Source organism: Paraburkholderia sp. 22099, from assembly GCF_052045835.1.
Taxonomy (GTDB): domain Bacteria; phylum Pseudomonadota; class Gammaproteobacteria; order Burkholderiales; family Burkholderiaceae; genus Paraburkholderia; species Paraburkholderia terricola.
On the sequence record NZ_JBQEPU010000042.1, the window covers coordinates 1 to 19,002 of the forward strand.

The window sequence follows — 19,002 nt, forward strand, 5'->3', positions numbered from 1 at the left end:
CCGCACGCCGGATGAGGCATACTTCGCGACGCTGCCTGCGATCAAATTGGCAGCATGACCGCCCCGGACGTTCCACTTAAAAATCTCAGAAAACTGTCCGAACGAGCGAGGCCACCTCTGTTTGAGCCGCTTTCTTTGCCTACTTTCTTTGCGGCGGCAAAGAAAGTAGGTGCCGCCCCGCACAGGGGCAACACTAATAGACCACTAAGACCACAAGAAAAGGCCAACAAACCAGGCCCACAACCCAAACCGCCGCAGGCAAAAAAAACCCCCAAAAAAACCTAACCCGCGACAAACTCCCCCACAGCCTCCTCAACCGCCCTCTGCCGCCCGGCAAAAGCAGCCGAAGCACCACCCCCAGCACCACGACCGCCCCCCGTCTGAAACACGGCCACGGCAGCCGTCAACCGCCTCGCCTGCTCTTCCAGCGAACTGGCCGCCGCCGCAGCCTGCTCGACCAGCGCGGCATTCTGCTGAGTCACCTCGTCCATCTGAGCGACAGCGAGATTGACCTGATCGATACCGGTACTCTGCTCGATCGCGGCCGCCGCGATCTCGCCCATGATCGAACTGACGCGCGAAATCGCATTGACGATCTCCGTCATCGTCGAGCCCGATCGCTCGACCAGTTCCGAGCCGGCCTCCACCCGCGCCGTGGACGCGTCGATCAAACCCTTGATCTCCTTCGCCGCCGCCGCGCTTCGTTGCGCCAACGACCGCACTTCGCTCGCCACCACCGCAAAGCCGCGTCCCTGCTCGCCCGCGCGCGCCGCTTCCACGGCGGCGTTCAGCGCGAGGATATTGGTCTGAAAAGCAATCCCTTCGATCACGCCGACAATGTCGGCAATCCGCCGCGAGTCGTCGACGATGCCATGCATCGTGCCCACCACCTGCTCGGTGAGGTTGCCGCCCTGCGCGGCCAACGTCGACGCGCCCTGGGCCAGCGAACTCGCCTGCTTCGCGTTGTCCGCGGTCTGCTTGACCGTCGAGGTGAGCTGTTCGATGCTCGCCGCCGTTTCCTCGAGCGACGCGGCCTGCTCCTCGGTGCGCTGCGACAGATCGGTATTGCCCGCGGCGATCTCGCTCACGCCGGTGTCGATCGATTCCGTGCCCTGGCGTACCGAGTTCACCGTCGCGATCAGCGAGTCCTGCATCTTGCGCAACGCGGCGGCGAGGCGGCCCATTTCGTTGTCGCTGCTCACGACGATCTGGCCGGTCAAGTCGCCGCCGGCGATGCGCTGGAATTGCGCGATGGTGGCATCGACCGGACTGACGATCGCGCGCACCAGCACCGCGCGGCCGATCCACGACGCCAGCAGCGACGCCGCCATGCCGATCGCCACCGCAATGCAGATCGCGTAGAACAGGTCCTGCGCATCCTGATAACGCTGCGCGGCGCGATCGAGTTGCAATTTTTCGAGCGCGAGCATCGCCTTTTCGTACGCGCTGTAGAGCGACGGCAGCTTGCGCGCCTGCAATTGCTGGAATGCCGTCTTGTCGCCCGATTTAAGCGCGGCCATTGACGGATCGACGCCCTCGCGCAGGAAAATGTCGCGCTTGTCCTGCATCTCCTTGATCAGGCGCTGTTCGTCGGCATCCGTGCTCGCGCGGCTCAGATAGTGGGCAAGACGCTCGTTGGATACTTTCTGGTATTGATCGAACCGCTTCAGCACGGCATCCGCGCCGTCCTGATCGTTCAGATCGACGAGCGATGCGTACGTCGCGAGCGCCAGGCGTAAACGCAGCAACTGGCCGGCGCTGCCTTCGAGGTCGGCGACCGCGGGCGTATCCACCGTGTACATCTGCTGCAGCGACGCATTGCTCGCGCGCAGCGACAGCAGACCGGCGGCGGCGCCGAGCAGCAGCACCACGCCGAAGAACGCGATCATCAGGGTAAGACAGGTGCGAATCGACAGATTTTTCAGCATTGGCTCTCTCCAAAGGGGGCTGCCTGACCGAATTGTTCAGTGATTAGCCTCGGCCACGCCTGCTGCGCCTAAGCCCCTTCGGCCAGGTCCGCAACTTTTTATTCGAATTCGTGCGACTGCGACACATAAAGGGACTACGGCTGAATCGCGCAAAACTTTATGGCTGGTAGCGCGTGGGCTTGCGATCCATCAAGATACGAGCGAAAGCGGGAAGCCGTTGCCCGGAGACCCTTTTGCGGGACTATCCGGGTTTCCGGTCGGCGGCGGTTGATGGAAAGTGACGAGGCACGCGTCTTCGGAGCATTTCTATGTCGGAAATAGCCACGGCTCTGCTGGTCTTCGTTTTGTTGCTCGCCGCAACCGGACTCGGCGTGTGGGTGCGCCCGCTTTTGCCCGAGGAGCACAAGGCGCACGAAACGGTGCAACTCGTCCAGTTGGTGATCGGCATGCTGGTGACGTTTGCCGCGCTGGTGCTGGGCTTGATGACGGCGTCGGCGAAATCCAGCTTCGATACGGCGTCGAATGATTTGCGCACCTTTGCCGCCGATCTGATCGAATTCGATACGACGCTGCGGCAATACGGCGACGAAACCGCCGAGCCGCGCCGCCTGTTGCGGGCTTATACCGCGGCGGCGATTGCGTCGACGTGGCCCGGCGAGGCCGCGCCCGCCGGTGATTATCCGAAGAACATCGGCACGCGACCCGGCTCGACGAAGCTGGAAAACGTGCGCCTCGGCGAATTGTTGAACACGGTGGGCCAGCGGCTGCGGCAATTGCAAGCGCGCGACGCCTTGCAGCAGCGCGCGCTCGATGATGGTTTGACGCAGTTCCGGCGCGTCGTGGATGCGCGGTGGAAACTCATCGAGGAGGCGCACAGCTCGATCTCGCAGCCTTTCTTCAAGACGCTGACTTTCTGGTTGTGCGTGATTTTTCTCAGCTTCGGGTTGATCGCGCCTCGCAACGCGCTGGCGCTCGTCACGATTTCGCTGGGGGCTGTTTCGATCGCTTCCGCTATCTATGTCATCGTGGATCTGGATTCGCCGTTTTCAGGGCCGATCGTTATTTCCAGTTCGCCGATGAGAGATGCGTTGGAGCATCTGCTCGCGGCGCCCCCTGTCTCACCAGGCGATGCGTGACACCCGTCACCGCCTGAACAACGTGGCGCGCGGCGCCGTCCTCAATGCCTCCGTCTCAACGAGCGACCGAAAGGCAATCCGCCAGGCGAGCCAGCATGGCGTCGCAAGCGCGCAATTGCTCGACGGTGACGAATTCATCGGGCTTGTGTCCCTGGTCCATGCTACCGGGTCCGCAGACCACCGTGGGAATGCCCGCCTGCTCGAAGAGCCCGCCCTCCGTGCCGAACGCCACCGTGCCGAATTCCTCGGAGCCGCTGAGCAACGCCAAAAGACGCGCCGCTTCGCTATCGGGCGAAGTCGCCAATGCCGGATAAGCGGAGAGCGACTGAAAGCGGATGTCGGCTTCGGACTTCACGGCGCGCATTTTCGGCAGCAACTCGGCTTCGGCGTAGGTCTGCAATGCGTCGGCTACACGATGCGCGTCGAAACCCGGCAGCGCGCGCACTTCGAAGTCGAATTCACATTCCGCCGGCACGATGTTCAGCGCACGGCCGCCTTTGATCACGCCCGTCTGCACGGTCGAGAACGGCGGATCGAAACGCTCGTCGTGATGTTCCGGCTGGGCCAGTTGCTCGCCGATCTGTTCCAGACGGCCGATCATCCGCGCCGCGTACTGAATGGCGTTGACGCCATACGGCGCATAGGCCGAATGGCAAGGCGCGCCCTTCACGTGACAGCGCATCGCCAGCTTGCCCTTGTGCCCCAGCACCGGCTTGAGTTCAGTCGGTTCGCCGATCAGACACAGAACCGGCTTATGCGCGCGCCGCTCCAGTTCCGCCAGCATCGGCCGCACGCCGAGGCAGCCGACTTCCTCGTCGTAGGAAAAGGCGAGATGCACCGGCAGCTTCAACGTCCGCTCGACAAAGCCGGGCACCGCCGCCAGCACCGATGCGATGAAACCCTTCATGTCGGCCGTGCCGCGGCCATACAGCCGCCCATCGCGTTCCGTGAGACGGAATGCATCGACGGTCCACGCCTGGCCTTCGACCGGCACCACGTCGGTATGGCCGGACAGCACGACGCCGCCGCGCTCGCGCGGACCGATGGTCGCAAACAGATTCGCCTTGGTGCGCTCGGCGTTGTAGAACAGTTCGCTCTCGACACCGAGTTCGTCGAGGTAGCGCCGAATGAACGCGATCATGTCCAGATTCGAATCGCGGCTGACCGTCGGAAAGCCGATCAGGCTTTCGAGCAGCGCGCGGCTGGATCTGTCATTCATTGCCCGGCACTCCGTAGCTGGGCGCGGCGGTCGGATTCAACGCGCGGGTCAGGTAGTCCTGCATCTGCGGCCGATACGCGTGCCACAAACCGTCGAGTTGACCGATGGGATCGTCGTCCGCCCAATCGACCCGCAAATCGACCATCGGCCAGCTCACGTCGCCGACGATCTTGAGCGCCGCCGAATGCACCGGCCCCGCCTCCCCGCCCGCGGCCATCGCCGCATGCATCGCCGCGAGCAGCCGATCGACCAGCGCGCCGGATGCCTGCTCGAACGCCGGAACCATCGCCTCGATCACTTCGATGCCCGCGAGCATGTTGCCCGCGGCCACGCATTGCTTGCCGGCGACGGCGTGATAGGTGCCCAACGCTTCCTTGCCGCTGAAGAACGCCGTGCGGCCCAGGCTATCGACCACCGTCACCTGCCGATATTCGCTCCACTCGCTTGCGCCGAGCGCGCGGTCCAATGCCGCGGCAGGATCGATTTTCCCGCTCTCCAGAAGGTCGAGAACTCGCGGGCCCAGCGCGGGCAGCGTGACGTTCTGGGTCGCCACCGCGCCGACGCCTGTCCGCACCCACGGGCAGCGAGCGCCGACCGCGATGCTGGAAGAACTGATCGCGATACCGAGTTGCCCCGATCGCGCACAACGTCCGACGATAGAGAATGTCATGTCGTGCTCCTCAGGCTGTCGGCCGCGTCCAGCCATCGGGAATCACGGCGATGACGTCGATCTCCATCAGCCATTGCGGCTGACCCAACGCGACCACCACCAGGCCGGTGGAAATCGGAAATACGCCTTTCAACCACTTTCCGACTTCCTGATAGACCGGCTCGCGATAACGGATATCGGTGAGGTAGGTCGTCGTCTTGACGACGTGAGACAAATCGCTGCCGGCCTCCTCCAGCAACTGCTTGAGATTTTTCATCGCCTGCTCGGCCTGGGCGCGCGGATCACCGAGGCCGACCAGACGGCCTTCGAAATCCGTCCCCACCTGGCCGCGTACATAGACCGTGTTGCCGGCGCGCACGGCCTGACAAAGATCGTTGTCGAGCGTCTGGTTCGGATACGTATCCTTCGTGTTGAACATGCGGATATGGGTATGCGTGGGTTGGCTCATCGATGCACCTCAATGCGGGGAAGAAATAGATCGCGGATCAAAGCGGCGTGGCGTTCAATTCACGCCCATTTCGCTGACTTTATGCACGCTTGAACCGGCGGACGCACCCTCGGCGCTTTCCGCGCTTTCCTCGTTGCGGCCTCGCGCATGGCGCTGCGATTCGTCGTAATACGCCAGATATTTGCGCTGCGTGACGAGGTGATCGGCGATGTGCTTCGCGTCGTGCCACACGCCCCAGATGAATGCCGAACCGCGACGCGACAGCCACGGCAAGCCGAGAAAATAGATGCCCGGCTCCTTCGACACACCGCGCTGATGCACCGGCTTACCCTTTTCATCGAAGGCGTCGACCTTCAGCCAGTTGAAATCGACCGCGTAGCCGGTCGCCCAGACAATCGACGTCACGCCGGCTGTCGCCAGATCGAGATCGCGCAACGGATGCGTGACGCACTCGGGATCGGCGGGAATGACGCGCGCTTCGGGCTCTGGCGGAAGATCGAGGCCGTTGCGCTCGGCATACGCGTCGGCCGCGTCCAGCAGCGACAGATAGTTTTCGTCACCGCGCGCGAGGTTCGTCGCGAGATCGGCTTCGAAGGTCGCCACGCCCTTATCGAAAGACTTCGTGAGACCGACGAGCGTCACGCCCTGCTGCGCGAGACGCCGGAAGTCCACCGTATGACCGCCGCGCGAGCCGCTCACGGCAATCGTGACGTGCTCCCTGCCGGGCTTCATGACCTCCGCGTCCCATTCGCCGAGCACGCCCAGCCACCAGCAGAAATCGCGGCCGCGATAGGCGCGCGGCGGACGATCGTGCGCACCGACCGACAGATAGACGCGCTTGCCCGCACGTTGCAGCTCGTCCGCGATCTGCACGCCGGACGATCCCGCGCCGACCACGAGCACGCCCCCTTCGGGCAATTGCCCCGGATTGCGATAGTCGGCGGAATGAATTTGCGTGAGAGCCGAATCTCGCGGCGCGATCGGCGGAATCACGGGGCGCTGGAAAGGCCCGGTCGCGACGACCACGCGATTGGCCTCCACCACGCCCTCCGACGTTTCGATGGTGAAGCCCGGCCGCCCGGCATTGCGCACGACCTGCCGAACTTCCACGCCGGTGCGGATCGGCGCCTCGAACTTCCTTGCATACGCGACGAAATAATCCGCCACCTGCTCTTTTGAAGCGAAGGCGTCCGGGTCGACATCCGCGAACTCGAGATTGGGGAAACGATCGTGCCACGCGGGACCGTTGGCCACCAGCGAATCCCAGCGTGCCGTGCGCCAGCGCTCGGCGATACGCGCGCGCTCCAGCACGAGATGCGGCACGCCGAGCTTGCTCAGATGTTCACTCATGGCGACGCCGGCCTGACCGGCGCCGACCACCAGCGTATCGATTGACGTTCTTTCCACTGTCATGACTGTGTCCTTCTGAAGAGGCGGTGGTTTGCGATGGCGTGTGCCGCCTGGGCCATTCGTCTGCGTGAAAATCTACCCGCCCGTTCCGAATCCGAAAAACACATTTAAAAAATGCATAGCATTGGGTTTACCTATGCAGCGCTTTTTGACCGCTTCACAATGCGGCGCATTGAAGACCTTGAAGAGGGAGCGTCGTCGATGGAAAGCCACCCGTTGCGCTACTCGTTGCGCCAGTTGCGCTATTTCGTGGTCACCGCCGAAGCGTTGTCGTTCACCGCCGCCGCGAAGCGTCTGCACATCTCGCAACCGTCCATCTCGACGGCGCTTGCGGATCTGGAAGTGTCGTTCGGCGTGCAACTGTTCATACGGCATCACGCGAGCGGTCTGTCGCTCACGCAAGCGGGACGCGATCTGCTCGGGCAAGCGCGCAATCTTCTGAAGATCGCGGAGGAGTTGCAGACCACCGCCAAGGAAATGGACGGCGGCATGACGGGCGCCATCGCGCTCGGCTGTCTCGTCTCGCTCGCGCCGCCGCTCATGCCGGGGCTGATCAGCCGTTTCACGGGCGAGCACGCGGGCATTTCGTTTCGCACCGTCGAGGCGCATCAGGATGGTCTCTTGCGAGGCCTGCACGACGGCTCGCTCGATCTCGCCCTCACCTACAGTCTCGACCTGACGGAAGACATCGCCTTCACGCCGCTGCTCTCGCTGCCGCCTTACGTGATCCTGCCGAAGACGCATCGCCTCGCACGCGCGCGCAAGGTGTCGCTCGTGGACCTCTTGCACGAGCCCTATGTGATGCTCGATCTGCCGCACAGCCGCGAGTATTTCGCGGCGCTCTTCGACGCGGTGGGCAGCCGCCCCGTGCCCGCGTTCCGTTCATCGCAGCCGGAGGTGGTGCGCGGCATGGTGGCCAACGGTCTCGGCTATAGCCTGCTCAATTTTCCGCTCAAGTCGAATCGCACCGTGGACGGCGAAGAGTTCGCGATCAAGCGCTTCAAGGACAACGTCAACGCAACGATGCTCGGCATCGCGCAATCACGCACGATGAAGCCCCGCCAGGTCGTGCAGCGCTTCGCTTCGTTCTGCGAGCACTATATTCGGCGACTGCATATCGACGCATGACGCGCAGCGCTCAATCGGCTGCTTCGCGCGTTCGCGCGCTGCATAGGCAAAAACTTTGCTTTGTATCTGAAAACAATATTTTGCCTTGCAAATTGGCTTGATAGATTGATGTCCATGTTGAGCGCCGCCACGCAAAGCCTCGCGACGGCGCGCTCTTAACGTGACGACTCGAGGGGGACATCATGACCAGCCCGGCAAGGACGATCGCAGTGCAAGCGCTTGTCGACGACCTGCGCACGGGTTGCGAACGGCCCTTCAGCGACGCGCATGCGATGCCGCCCGGCGTGTACACGTCGCCCGAATTTCTCTCGCTGGAAGAGCACGCGATCTTCGAGCGGGAATGGCAATGCGTCGGCCGCGCCAGCGCGCTCAAGGAAACCGGCGATTACATGACCGCGCGCATCGGAGCGCAACCGGTCGTCGTCTTGCGCGACGAACAGATGCGGCTCAAGGCGATGTCGAACGTGTGCCTGCATCGCATGTCGGTGCTGCTCGAAGGACGCGGCAATGTACGCCGCATCGTCTGCCCCTATCACGCGTGGAACTATTCGTTGGACGGCGCGCTGCAAGGCGCGCCGCTCATGGATCGGCAAGCGGGCTTCTGCAAGGAAAGCTACAGGCTGCCCGCCGTGCGTTGCGAGGAATGGCAAGGCTGGCTCTACGTCACGCTCGACGAAAACGCGCCGCCCGTGCATACGCAGCTTGCCGGTTTGAGCGAACTCATCGGCGCATACGGCATGTCGGACTACATCGAGACCTTCCATGAAGAGCACGTGTGGGACACGAACTGGAAGATCCTCGCGGAAAACTTCATGGAGAGCTATCACCTGCCGATGCTGCATCGCGCGACGGTAGGACCGCATTCGCGGCTCGATGAAATGGAATGCCCGCCGGGCTATCCCGCGTTCAACTATCACTGGATCACGAAGGAAGCGTCCTTGCCCATCGGGAACGCGCATCCGGACAACACGCGTCTCACGGGACACTGGCGCAAGACTACCGCGCTGCTCGCCATCTACCCGACGCATCTCGTCACGCTCACGCCGGGCTACTTCTGGTATCTCGTGCTGCAACCTGAAGGCGTGGGGCGCGTGCATATCCGTTTCGGCGGCGGGCTTGCGCCGGAGTTCATCGCGGACCCCGAGGCCGGCGCGCACATGGCCACGCTGAAGAAACTGCTCGACGAGGTGAATGCGGAAGACCGGCGCGGCGTGGAAGCGGTGTTTCGCGGCGTGCACGCGCCGCTCGCGAAGCCCGGCCATCTGAGCCATCTCGAACGCCCCAACCATGACTTCGCGCGCTACGTCGCCGGCAAGATCGCCGCGACGAAGCCCGGCACGCACTGATTACGACGCACCATCGAGAGGAACGCGATCACATGTCGAACCCTGCCTTCATTTCGCTCTCGCGGGTGAGCAAATCGTATGACGGCGCCCAGTACGTCGTCGATGATCTGAATCTCGACGTGAGCAAGGGAGAATTCCTGTCGCTGCTCGGCCCCTCGGGCTCGGGCAAGACGACCACGCTGATGATGCTCGCGGGTTTCGAAACGCCCACTCACGGCGAGATTCGTCTCGACGGCCGGCGGCTCGACGACAAGCCGCCGCATCAACGCGACATCGGCATGGTGTTTCAGAACTACGCGCTGTTTCCGCATCTGACGATCGCGGAGAACGTTGCGTTTCCGCTCTCCGTGCGGCACGTGAGCCGCGCCGAACAGAAGGCGCGTGTGAAGCGCGCGCTCGAGATGATCGAGCTGCCGCATCTGGCGAACCGGCGTCCCGCGCAGTTATCCGGCGGACAGCAGCAACGCGTGGCGCTCGCACGCGCGCTCGTGTTCGAGCCGAGCGTCGTGCTGATGGATGAGCCGCTCGGCGCGCTCGACAAGCGCCTGCGCGAAACGATGCAATACGAAATCATGCGCCTGCATCGCGAGTTGTCGCTCACGATCGTCTATGTGACGCACGACCAGGCCGAAGCGCTGACGATGTCGGACCGCGTCGCCGTGTTCTCCGACGGCCGTATCCAGCAGGCCGCCACACCGAGCGAACTGTACGAAAACGCGCAGAACGCGTTCGTCGCCAACTTCGTCGGCGAGAACAACGGGTTGACCGGGCGTGTCGTCACCGCGGGCGAAGGCTGGGCGACGCTGGCGCTCTCGGACGGCAGCGTGATTCGCGGCCGTTGCGAACACGGCCTGCGCGCGGGCGACGACGCGATGCTCGCGTTGCGCCCCGAACGCGCGCATATCCCGAGCGCGGAAGGCACGCAGGCAAGCACGCGCGCCGACGAACACAACAACGTGGTGCACGCGCGCGTCGAGGAACGGGTGTATTGCGGCGATCATCATCGCGTGCACCTGAAGCTCGGCTCGCGCGATTCGATCGTCGTGAAAGTGCCGAATACGCAGCGCCACGCGCTGCCTTCGCCCGGCAGCACGATCGAGATCGCGTGGCGCCACGACGACTGCAAGATTCTCGCGATGACCGCGCCGCGAAGCGCGCCCGCGATGCCCGTATCCGCACCGCCTTCACCTTCCATCATCACGACCGCACCAGCAGGAGCCAACTGACATGCGCACCCTCATCCAAGCACAATGCGCCGCACTCGCCGTACTCGCATTCGCCACCGTGGCCGCCCAGGCGGCGGAGACCCTCTCCGTCGTGACCTTCGGCGGCGCATACGAAGCGGCGGCCAAGAAAGCGTATTTCGAGCCGTTCACGCAAGCCACGGGAATCGGCTTCTCCACCGAATCGTATGACGGCGGCCTCGCGAAGCTCTCCGCGATGGAGCAGGCGAAGAACACCACGTGGGATCTGATCGACCTCGAAACCAACGATGCGATCACCGCTTGCGACGAAGGGCTCCTGCAGAAGTTCGACAGGAAGACGATCGGCAAGACGAGCGACTTCATCCCCGGCTCGATCAGCGATTGCGCGGTCGCGAGCATGGTCTGGTCCACCGTCTACGCGTACGACGCGAGCAAACTCAAGACCGCCCCGACCACCGTCAACGACTTCTTCGACCTGCAGAAATTCCCGGGCAAGCGCGGCTTGCGCAAGTCGCCGAAGGTATCGATGGAATGGGCGTTGATTGCGGACGGCGTCGACCCGAAGGATGTCTACAAGGTGCTCGCCACCCCCGCCGGCGTGGATCGCGCGTTCAGGAAGCTCGACACGATCAAGAAGAGCATCGTGTGGTGGGAGTCGGGAGCGCAGGCGCCGCAGTTGCTGGCGGACGGCGCGGTCGTGATGACACAGGCCTACAACGGCCGCATTTCCGATGCCGCGAAGAAGGACAACAAGCCGTTCAAGGCCGTCTGGGACGCGCAAGTCTATGACTTCGACTGGTGGGGTGTGCCGACGGGCGCGAAACACGCCGACGCTGCCGCGAAGTTCATCGTCACCGCTTCGCAGCCGAAGGCCTATGCGGAATTGTCGAAGTACATCGCCTACGCGCCGCCGCGCAAGGACGCGATCGCGCTAGTCGACAAGCAGCGCCTCGCCGATCTGCCGACCGCACCCGAGAACTTCAAGCGCGCGCTGCAGATCAACGCGAACTTCTGGGCCGACAACGCGGACCAGATCAACAAGCGGTTCCAGGTGTGGCTGACGCAGTAACACCATCGTCCGACGAGAGCCCAACTTGACTACCAGCATGCCCGCTTCCGCCCAAGGCCCGGTGCCGGGCTCACTGACGAGAGCCGACGGCCGCGCGTCGTTTCAAAAGACGCGCCGCCGCGCATCGATGCAAGCGCTGTTGCTCGCGCTGCCGTTGCTCGTGTTTCTGCTGTCGACCTTCATTGCGCCGATCATGCTGTTGCTCGCGCGCAGCGTGCAGAACCGCGAAGTGCCCGACAGCATGCCCGCGCTTGCGCGCGCGCTTGATGCGTGGGACGGTGGCGGCGTGCCGGACGAACACACGTTCGCCCTGCTCGCGGCGGGGCTCAAGGAGGCGCAGCAGAGCGGGCAGCTCGGCACGGTGGCGCGGCGGCTGAACTTCGCGCAGCCCGAGTTTCGCAGCCTGTTGATGCGCACCGCGCGCCAACTGCCCGCCGATGCGCCGCCCGCGTGGAAAACGACGCTCGTCGGACTCGACGACCGCTGGAACTCGCCGGAGACCTGGCGGTTGCTGAAGCGCGCCGCCGCGTCGCCGACGCCGGACTATCTGCTCGCCGCGGTCGATGCGCAAGTCACGCCGCAAGGCGCGGTCGGGTTCGTCCCGGACAACGCTTCCGTCTATCGGCAGGCGTTCGCGCGCACGATCTCGATCAGCGCCGCCGTCACGCTGCTGTGCCTCGTGCTCGGTTATCCCGTCGCCTGGCTGCTCGCGAACTTGCCCGCGAAAAGCAGCAACCGGCTGATGCTTCTCGTGATCGTGCCGTTCTGGACCTCGCTGCTCGTGCGCACGACCGCGTGGTACGTGCTGCTGCAACCGGGCGGCGTCATCAATAGCCTGCTGATGGGTCTCGGTCTCGCCACGCATCCGCTGCCGCTGATCTTCAACCGCGCGGGCGTGCTGATCGGCATGACGCACGTGCTCCTGCCTTACATGATTCTCGCGATCTATTCGGTGATGAAGAGCGTGTCGCCGGTGTACATGCGGGCCGCGCAATCGCTCGGCGCGCATCCGTTCACCGCGTTCGTGCGGATCTACGTGCCGCAGACGCTGCCGGGCGTCGGCGCCGGCTGCTTCCTGGTATTCGTGCTCGCGCTCGGCTACTACATCACGCCTGCGCTGCTCGGCGGCGCCGGCGACGAGATGATCAGCCAGCTCATCGCGATGCAAACCAACACGCAGCTCAACTGGGGCCTCGCCGGCGCGCTGTCGGCCTATCTCGTGATTTTCACGGCGATCTTTTATTTCCTGTTCAACCGCATTGTCGGCATCGACCGCTTGCGTTTCGGTTGAACCGGGTCGAAACACGCACACGACGAAGGAACGGGACATGCAGGATCAACGCAACATGGTGCTGACGGAACGCATCGCCGCCCGCGGGGTGCGGCTGCATAGCGCGCTCGTGCTGTTCTTTCTGATTGCGCCGATTCTCGCGATCATCCCGCTCTCGTTCAATGCCGGCTCGTACTTCTCGTATCCGATGCAGGGCTTTTCGCTGCGCTGGTACGAGCAGGCGCTCACGAGCGCGGACTGGCAACGCGCGCTGCTGAATAGCGTCGGCATCGGCGCGGCTTCGACGCTGATCGCCACCTGTCTCGGCACACTCGCCGCGCTGGGCCTCTCGCGCGCGCAGTTTCCGCTGCGCGGTCTGATCATGCCGCTCATCATCTCGCCGATGATCGTGCCGATCGTCGTCGTTGCCGCGGGCTTCTATCTGATCTTCGCGCCGCTCGGCCTCGTGAACTCGTATCCCGGCGTCGTGCTGGCGCACGCGGCGCTCGGCACGCCGTTCGTCGTGATCACCGTGACGGCGTCATTGCTTTCCTTCGATCACAGTCTGTTGCGGGCCGCTTCCGGACTCGGCGCGCCGCCTTGGGTCGCATTCAGGCGCGTGACGTTGCCGCTCATCACGCCGGCGGTGGCGACCGGCAGCGTGTTCGCTTTCGCGACCTCGTTCGACGAAGTGATCGTCATTCTGTTCATCGGCGGGCCGGATCAAACCACCGTGCCGCGGCAGATGTGGAGCGGTATTCGCGATTCGATCGACCCGTCGATCCTCGCCGTGGCCACGATGTTGATCGTGTTTGCGGTGCTGCTGTTCGCGAGCATCAACTGGCTGCGCGGACGGGCGGCTGCGGCCAGCAACGCTGTTATCTGACGCACCGGGGCGCGTCGCTTCGTGGTCGCGCTGAAGCAGGGATTCGCCGGCTCAACAGCGGGCCATGAATAGGCGGGCAAACAAAAAGCCCGCACTCCATGGGAGGGCGGGCTCGCACCTGCAAAACTGTTTTAGTCGGGTTTAGAACGGAATGTCGTCGTCCATTTCATCGAAGCCGCCGCCGGCCGGGGCGCTCGGACGGCTAGAACCACCGCTGGCGCCACCACCCGCGCCGCCGCCGCTGCCGCCACGCGAACCGCCGCCCGACATCGCACGGCCACCACCGCCACCGCCGCTGCGCTCCGACGGCTCACCGCGGCTATAACCGCCTTCGTCGCCACCGCCGCCCATCGAGCCGCCGCGGCCGCCCAGCATTTGCATCTGCTCGGCGACGATTTCGGTCGAGTAACGGTCGGTGCCGTCTTGCGCCTGCCATTTACGGGTGCGAATGCGCCCTTCCAGGTACACCGACGAGCCTTTCTTCAGATATTCCGACACGATTTCAGCGAGCCGGCCGAAGAACGACACACGGTGCCATTCGGTGGCTTCCTTGAATTCGCCGGACGCCTTGTCCTTGTACCGATCCGTCGTTGCAAGGCGGATGTTCGCCACTGCGTCGCCGCTCGGAAGATAACGGACTTCCGGATCGGCTCCGAGATTGCCGACGAGAATGACCTTGTTCACGGATGCCATGAGTTTCTCCTGTTGATTCCATTTCGGGCGGCGCGGCGGTGCACGGTTCGCGTCTCATGGGCCGGCGGGCCCGAGACCGGAAGTGCGCCGCATCCCGCCGCCGGGTGAGTTCTGGTGTTTTTGGGGCGAATCCCCGAGTGCGGTCTTCGGGATGCGCCCTTCGGGGTCGCCGTATTACGCCTTGCGCGGCGGCTGTTTCATCTTTGCGGCGATTATAAGCCAGCAAAACACGAGGCCAGAGCACGCGAAGAAAACGGCGCTCTGACCGTCCACCTTCAGCAGCCAGCCGCCGATCATCCCGCCCAACGCAAGACCGATCGACTGCGTGGTGTTGTACACGCCGGCAGCCGCGCCCTTGCGGGTGCCCGGCGCCAGTTTCGACACCAGCGACGGCTGCGAGGCCTCCAGAATATTGAAGCCTAGAAAGTACACAAAAAGGATCGCCGCCACACTCAGAATCGTATGCGGAGCGACGCCCAATAACAACTGTCCGATCAGGATAAGACCGATCGCCGACAACAGCACGGTTTTCATTTGCCCGCGTTTTTCAGCGGCGATGATCGCCGGCACCATCATCACGAACGAGAGGCCCATCACCGGCAAATAAATTTTCCAGTGCGAGGCGACCGGCAAGCCGCCCGCTTCGAGAATGCGCGGCACGACGAGGAACAGCGCGGTTTGCGTCGCGTGCAGCACGAGCACGCCGAAATTCAGGCGCAGCAGCTCGACGTTATGCAGCACTTCGGCGAACGGCGCGCGCACGTGCACCGGCTTGGGCGCGTCGGGCACGACCCACAGCACCACGCCCACCGCGAGAATCGAGAAAATGCCGACCAGCGTGAACAATCCGCTCATGCCGACCCAGTGGAACACGATCGGCGCGCCGACGATCGCCACCGCGAAGGAGACGCCGATACTGCCGCCCACCATCGCCATCGCCTTGGTGCGATGCTCCTCGGCGGTGAGGTCGGCGATAAACGCGATCACCGCGGACGACACCGCGCCCATGCCCTGGATCACCCGGCCGACGATGATCCACGTCATGTCGTGCGCGCCCGCCGCGACGAAGCTGCCGAGCGCGAAAATCAGCAGGCCGGTGGCGATCACGGGCTTGCGTCCGACCTTGTCGGAGACCCAGCCGTAGAAGATGTACAGCATCGACTGCGTCACGCCGTATGCGCCGAGCGCGATGCCCACCAGCAGCACGTTGTCGCCGCCGGGGATGGTTTTCGCATAGATCGAGAACACCGGCATGATCATGAAGAGACCGAGCATGCGCAGCGCGAAGATGGCGGCGAGCGACACGGTCGCGCGCAGTTCGGGCGCGCTCATGCGTGAGGGTGTGGCGGACGGATTGGACATCGGGAGCGTTCTTCGAATGAGCTGGGCGGCGCACCGCGGGCGGCCGGCCCAGACGGGGCGGCCACGACCAGCCGGCTTACCACGGGACTGCGGGACACAGACAGTATGCGGCGCGGCATTCGAGCCGGCGGCTTCGCGCACTCCCCGCTCGCGCCGCCCCGCTGTTGCCTCGCGGCTAGCTTGTACTCGCGGAAAACGGCCCCAGTTAAACCTGTTCCCGCGACGCTGGACCGCTGCCTTACAGCTTGCCCTGGCGCCCGTTCGGGCGGTCAGGAAGCCGTAACGGCGGTCTTGAAAAGTCGTTATAGTAGCAGGTTTAGCCTCTTCCTCTTTCCGCAGTTCATGGAATAAATCCGTGGAACAAATCCGTATTCGTGGGGCTCGCACCCACAACTTGAAGAACGTCAATCTCGACCTTCCACGTCACAAGCTCGTCGTTATCACGGGCCTTTCCGGCTCAGGCAAATCGTCGCTCGCGTTCGACACGCTCTATGCGGAAGGACAGCGGCGCTACGTCGAAAGTCTCTCCGCCTACGCGCGCCAGTTCCTGCAATTGATGGAAAAACCGGACGTCGATCTGATCGAGGGCCTCTCGCCGGCGATCTCGATCGAACAGAAGGCGACGTCGCACAATCCGCGCTCCACGGTCGGCACCGTCACCGAAATTCACGACTATTTGCGGCTGCTGTTCGCGCGGGTCGGCACGCCTTACTGCCCGGACCACGAGATTCCGCTGCAAGCGCAAAGCGTCTCGCAGATGGTCGACGCGGCGCTCGCGTTGCCGGAAGAGACCAAGCTGATGATCCTCGCGCCCGTGGTGGCGAACCGCAAAGGCGAGCACGTCGAACTGTTCGAGGAAATGCAGGCGCAGGGCTTTATCCGCTTCCGGGTGCGCTCGGGCGGCGGCACCGCGAATGAAGGCGTCGCGAGGATTTATGAGGTGGACTCGCTGCCCAAGCTGAAAAAGAACGACAAGCACACAATCGACGTGGTGGTGGACCGTCTGAAAGTGCGCGGCGATATGAAGCAGCGCCTCGCCGAATCGTTCGAAACGGCGCTGCGTCTTGCCGACGGCCGCGCGATCGCGCTCGAAATGGATACGGACAAGGAACATCTGTTCAGCTCCAAGTTCGCCTGCCCGATCTGTTCGTATTCGCTGCAGGAACTGGAGCCGCGCCTCTTCTCGTTCAACAATCCGATGGGCGCGTGCCCGGAATGCGACGGCCTCGGCCAGATCACCTTCTTCGATCCGAAGCGGGTGGTCGCGCATCCGTCGCTCTCGCTCGCGGCGGGCGCGGTGAAGGGCTGGGACCGGCGCAACCAGTTTTACTTCCAGATGCTGCAAAGCCTCGCGGCGTTCTACGAGTTCGACATCGACACCGCCGTCGAGGATCTGCCGGAAAAAGTTCGCAAGATTCTGCTGTACGGTTCGGGCAAGCAGGAGATTCCGTTCTCATACATCAACGAGCGGGGCCGCACGTCGGTTCGCGAGCATGTGTTCGAAGGAATCATCCCGAACCTGGAGCGGCGTTATCGCGAGACCGACTCGGCCGCCGTGCGCGAGGAACTCGCCAAGTACCAGAACAATCAGCCGTGCCCCGCTTGCGCCGGCACGCGGCTGCGCCGCGAAGCGCGCTTCGTGCGGATCGGCGCGGACGGCGACGCCCGCGGCATCTTCGAAATCAGCGGCTGGCCGTTGCGCGATGCGCTCGGCTATTTCCAGACGCTGCGGCTGGAAGGCTCGAAACGCGAGATCGCCGACAAGGTCGTCAAGGAAATCGTCGCGCGGCTCATGTTTTTGAATAACGTCGGGCTCGACTATCTGTCGCTCGAACGCAGCGCGGAAACGCTCTCGGGCGGCGAGGCGCAGCGCATTCGTCTCGCCTCGCAAATCGGCTCAGGTCTGACCGGCGTGATGTATGTGCTGGACGAGCCGTCGATCGGCCTGCATCAGCGCGACAACGACCGGTTGATCGCCACGCTCAAGCATCTGCGCGATCTCGGCAATTCGGTGATCGTCGTGGAGCACGACGAGGACATGATCCGCATGGCCGACTACGTGGTCGACATGGGCCCCGGCGCGGGCGAGCACGGCGGCATGGTGATCGCCGAAGGCACGCCCAGGCAAGTGCAGGCCAACGCGGCTTCGATGACCGGTCAGTACATGTCCGGCGCGCGCAACATCGAATTTCCCGACGAGCGAAAAGACCCGGACGAGCGCCGCCTGCGCATCGTGGAGGCGCACGGCAACAATCTGAAACACGTCACGCTCGATCTGCCGGTGGGCCTGCTGACCTGCGTGACCGGCGTATCGGGTTCAGGCAAGTCGACGCTGATCAACGACACGCTGTATCACGCGGTGGCGCATCACCTGTACGGCTCGGCCACGGAGCCCGCGCCGTACGAATCGATCGAGGGTCTCGAGCACTTCGACAAGGTCATCAACGTCGACCAGTCGCCGATCGGCCGCACGCCGCGCTCGAATCCGGCCACCTACACGGGCCTCTTCACGCCGATCCGCGAACTGTTCGCGGGCGTGCCGGCGGCCAAGGAACGCGGCTACGATCCGGGCCGTTTCTCGTTCAACGTGAAGGGCGGCCGCTGCGAATCCTGCCAGGGCGACGGCGTGCTGAAGGTGGAAATGCACTTTCTGCCCGACGTCTATGTGCCTTGCGATGTCTGCCACGGCAAGCGCTACAACCGCGAAACGCTCGACGTGCAGTACAAAGGCAAGAACATCAGCGAAGTGCTCGACATGACGGTGGAAAACGCCTACGAGTTCTTCAAGCCGGTGCCGGTCGTCGCGCGTAAGCTAAAGACCTTGCTGGACGTCGGCCTGGGCTATATCCGGCTGGGTCAGTCGGCCACTACCTTGTCGGGCGGCGAGGCGCAGCGCGTCAAGCTATCGTTGGAACTGAGCAAGCGCGACACGGGTCGCACGCTATACATTCTCGACGAGCCGACCACCGGTTTGCACTTCCACGACATTGCCCTTCTGCTGGAAGTTATCCATCGATTGCGAGATCAGGGTAATACCGTCGTTATCATCGAGCATAATCTCGATGTGATAAAAACTGCCGACTGGGTGATCGATCTCGGTCCGGAAGGCGGTGCGGGCGGCGGGCAGATCATCGCCCAGGGCACGCCGGAGCAGGTTGCGAAGTCGAAGGCAAGTTTTACCGGCAGGTATCTGGCGCCGTTGCTGAAACGCGCCGCCAGCAGAAAGTAACGG

15 protein-coding genes are annotated in these 19,002 nt (G+C 63.7%); 8 read left to right on the forward strand and 7 right to left on the reverse strand.

Features of this window, described 5'->3' with window-relative positions; genetic code table 11:
* Nucleotides 1-281: 281 nt before the first annotated feature.
* Complete coding sequence (locus ACTJLC_RS28425; protein WP_310119193.1) at nucleotides 282-1,928, reverse strand: methyl-accepting chemotaxis protein; 1,647 nt, start codon at nucleotides 1,926-1,928, stop codon at nucleotides 282-284.
* A gap of 308 nt (nucleotides 1,929-2,236) precedes the next feature.
* Between ACTJLC_RS28425 and ACTJLC_RS28430 the strand changes: the two genes are divergently transcribed.
* Complete coding sequence (locus ACTJLC_RS28430) at nucleotides 2,237-3,064, forward strand: DUF4239 domain-containing protein (RefSeq protein ID WP_083084676.1); 828 nt, start codon at nucleotides 2,237-2,239, stop codon at nucleotides 3,062-3,064.
* A 55-nt stretch (nucleotides 3,065-3,119) separates the two neighbouring features.
* Here ACTJLC_RS28430 and argE read toward each other — a convergent pair whose 3' ends face one another.
* Genes argE through ACTJLC_RS28450 form a run of 4 tightly spaced genes read right to left on the reverse strand, consistent with a single transcriptional unit; the run spans nucleotide 3,120 to nucleotide 6,814 of the window.
* Complete coding sequence (argE, locus tag ACTJLC_RS28435) at nucleotides 3,120-4,283, reverse strand: acetylornithine deacetylase (RefSeq protein WP_440845914.1); 1,164 nt, start codon at nucleotides 4,281-4,283, stop codon at nucleotides 3,120-3,122.
* A complete protein-coding gene (locus ACTJLC_RS28440; RefSeq protein WP_310312955.1) occupies nucleotides 4,276-4,953 on the reverse strand; it encodes a DUF1028 domain-containing protein in 678 nt (225 codons plus the stop codon). Before ACTJLC_RS28440 ends, argE begins: the two co-directional genes overlap by 8 nt.
* Nucleotides 4,954-4,963: 10 nt before the next feature.
* A complete protein-coding gene (locus tag ACTJLC_RS28445; protein WP_440845916.1) occupies nucleotides 4,964-5,401 on the reverse strand; it encodes a RidA family protein in 438 nt (145 codons plus the stop codon).
* A 54-nt stretch (nucleotides 5,402-5,455) separates the two neighbouring features.
* Complete coding sequence (locus tag ACTJLC_RS28450) at nucleotides 5,456-6,814, reverse strand: flavin-containing monooxygenase (RefSeq protein WP_440845918.1); 1,359 nt, start codon at nucleotides 6,812-6,814, stop codon at nucleotides 5,456-5,458.
* A gap of 198 nt (nucleotides 6,815-7,012) precedes the next feature.
* Between ACTJLC_RS28450 and ACTJLC_RS28455 the strand changes: the two genes are divergently transcribed.
* From ACTJLC_RS28455 to ACTJLC_RS28480, 6 genes are all read left to right on the forward strand, one after another.
* A complete protein-coding gene (locus ACTJLC_RS28455; RefSeq protein ID WP_440845920.1) occupies nucleotides 7,013-7,939 on the forward strand; it encodes a LysR substrate-binding domain-containing protein in 927 nt (308 codons plus the stop codon).
* Nucleotides 7,940-8,121: 182 nt separating this feature from the next.
* Entirely contained in the window at nucleotides 8,122-9,285 is a 1,164-nt protein-coding gene (locus ACTJLC_RS28460; RefSeq protein ID WP_083084683.1) for an SRPBCC family protein, read from the forward strand.
* Between the two features lie 32 nt (nucleotides 9,286-9,317).
* Nucleotides 9,318-10,511, forward strand: a complete 1,194-nt coding sequence (locus tag ACTJLC_RS28465; RefSeq protein ID WP_440845923.1) for an ABC transporter ATP-binding protein — start codon at nucleotides 9,318-9,320, stop codon at nucleotides 10,509-10,511.
* A gap of 1 nt (nucleotide 10,512) precedes the next feature.
* Nucleotides 10,513-11,559: an ABC transporter substrate-binding protein gene (locus tag ACTJLC_RS28470; RefSeq protein ID WP_073429436.1), complete on the forward strand. Its 1,047-nt coding sequence runs from the start codon at nucleotides 10,513-10,515 to the stop codon at nucleotides 11,557-11,559.
* A 37-nt stretch (nucleotides 11,560-11,596) separates the two neighbouring features.
* Complete coding sequence (locus ACTJLC_RS28475; protein WP_440845953.1) at nucleotides 11,597-12,850, forward strand: ABC transporter permease; 1,254 nt, start codon at nucleotides 11,597-11,599, stop codon at nucleotides 12,848-12,850.
* Between the two features lie 37 nt (nucleotides 12,851-12,887).
* Nucleotides 12,888-13,715, forward strand: coding sequence for an ABC transporter permease (locus ACTJLC_RS28480; RefSeq protein WP_440845926.1), 828 nt, complete (start codon nucleotides 12,888-12,890; stop codon nucleotides 13,713-13,715).
* Nucleotides 13,716-13,856: 141 nt separating this feature from the next.
* On the opposite strand, the gene ACTJLC_RS28485 is transcribed toward ACTJLC_RS28480, so the two are convergent.
* Together ACTJLC_RS28485 and ACTJLC_RS28490 are read right to left on the reverse strand one after the other, a co-directional pair.
* Nucleotides 13,857-14,408, reverse strand: coding sequence for a single-stranded DNA-binding protein (locus ACTJLC_RS28485; protein ID WP_073429433.1), 552 nt, complete (start codon nucleotides 14,406-14,408; stop codon nucleotides 13,857-13,859).
* Nucleotides 14,409-14,582: 174 nt separating this feature from the next.
* Nucleotides 14,583-15,770, reverse strand: coding sequence for an MFS transporter (locus ACTJLC_RS28490; RefSeq protein WP_114161842.1), 1,188 nt, complete (start codon nucleotides 15,768-15,770; stop codon nucleotides 14,583-14,585).
* A gap of 355 nt (nucleotides 15,771-16,125) precedes the next feature.
* On the opposite strand from ACTJLC_RS28490, the gene uvrA reads away from it, so the two are divergent.
* The gene (gene uvrA, locus ACTJLC_RS28495) at nucleotides 16,126-18,999 is read left to right on the forward strand and encodes an excinuclease ABC subunit UvrA (RefSeq protein WP_073429431.1); all 2,874 of its coding nucleotides are present in this window, start codon (nucleotides 16,126-16,128) and stop codon (nucleotides 18,997-18,999) included.
* The last annotated feature ends 3 nt before the right edge of the window (nucleotides 19,000-19,002 follow it).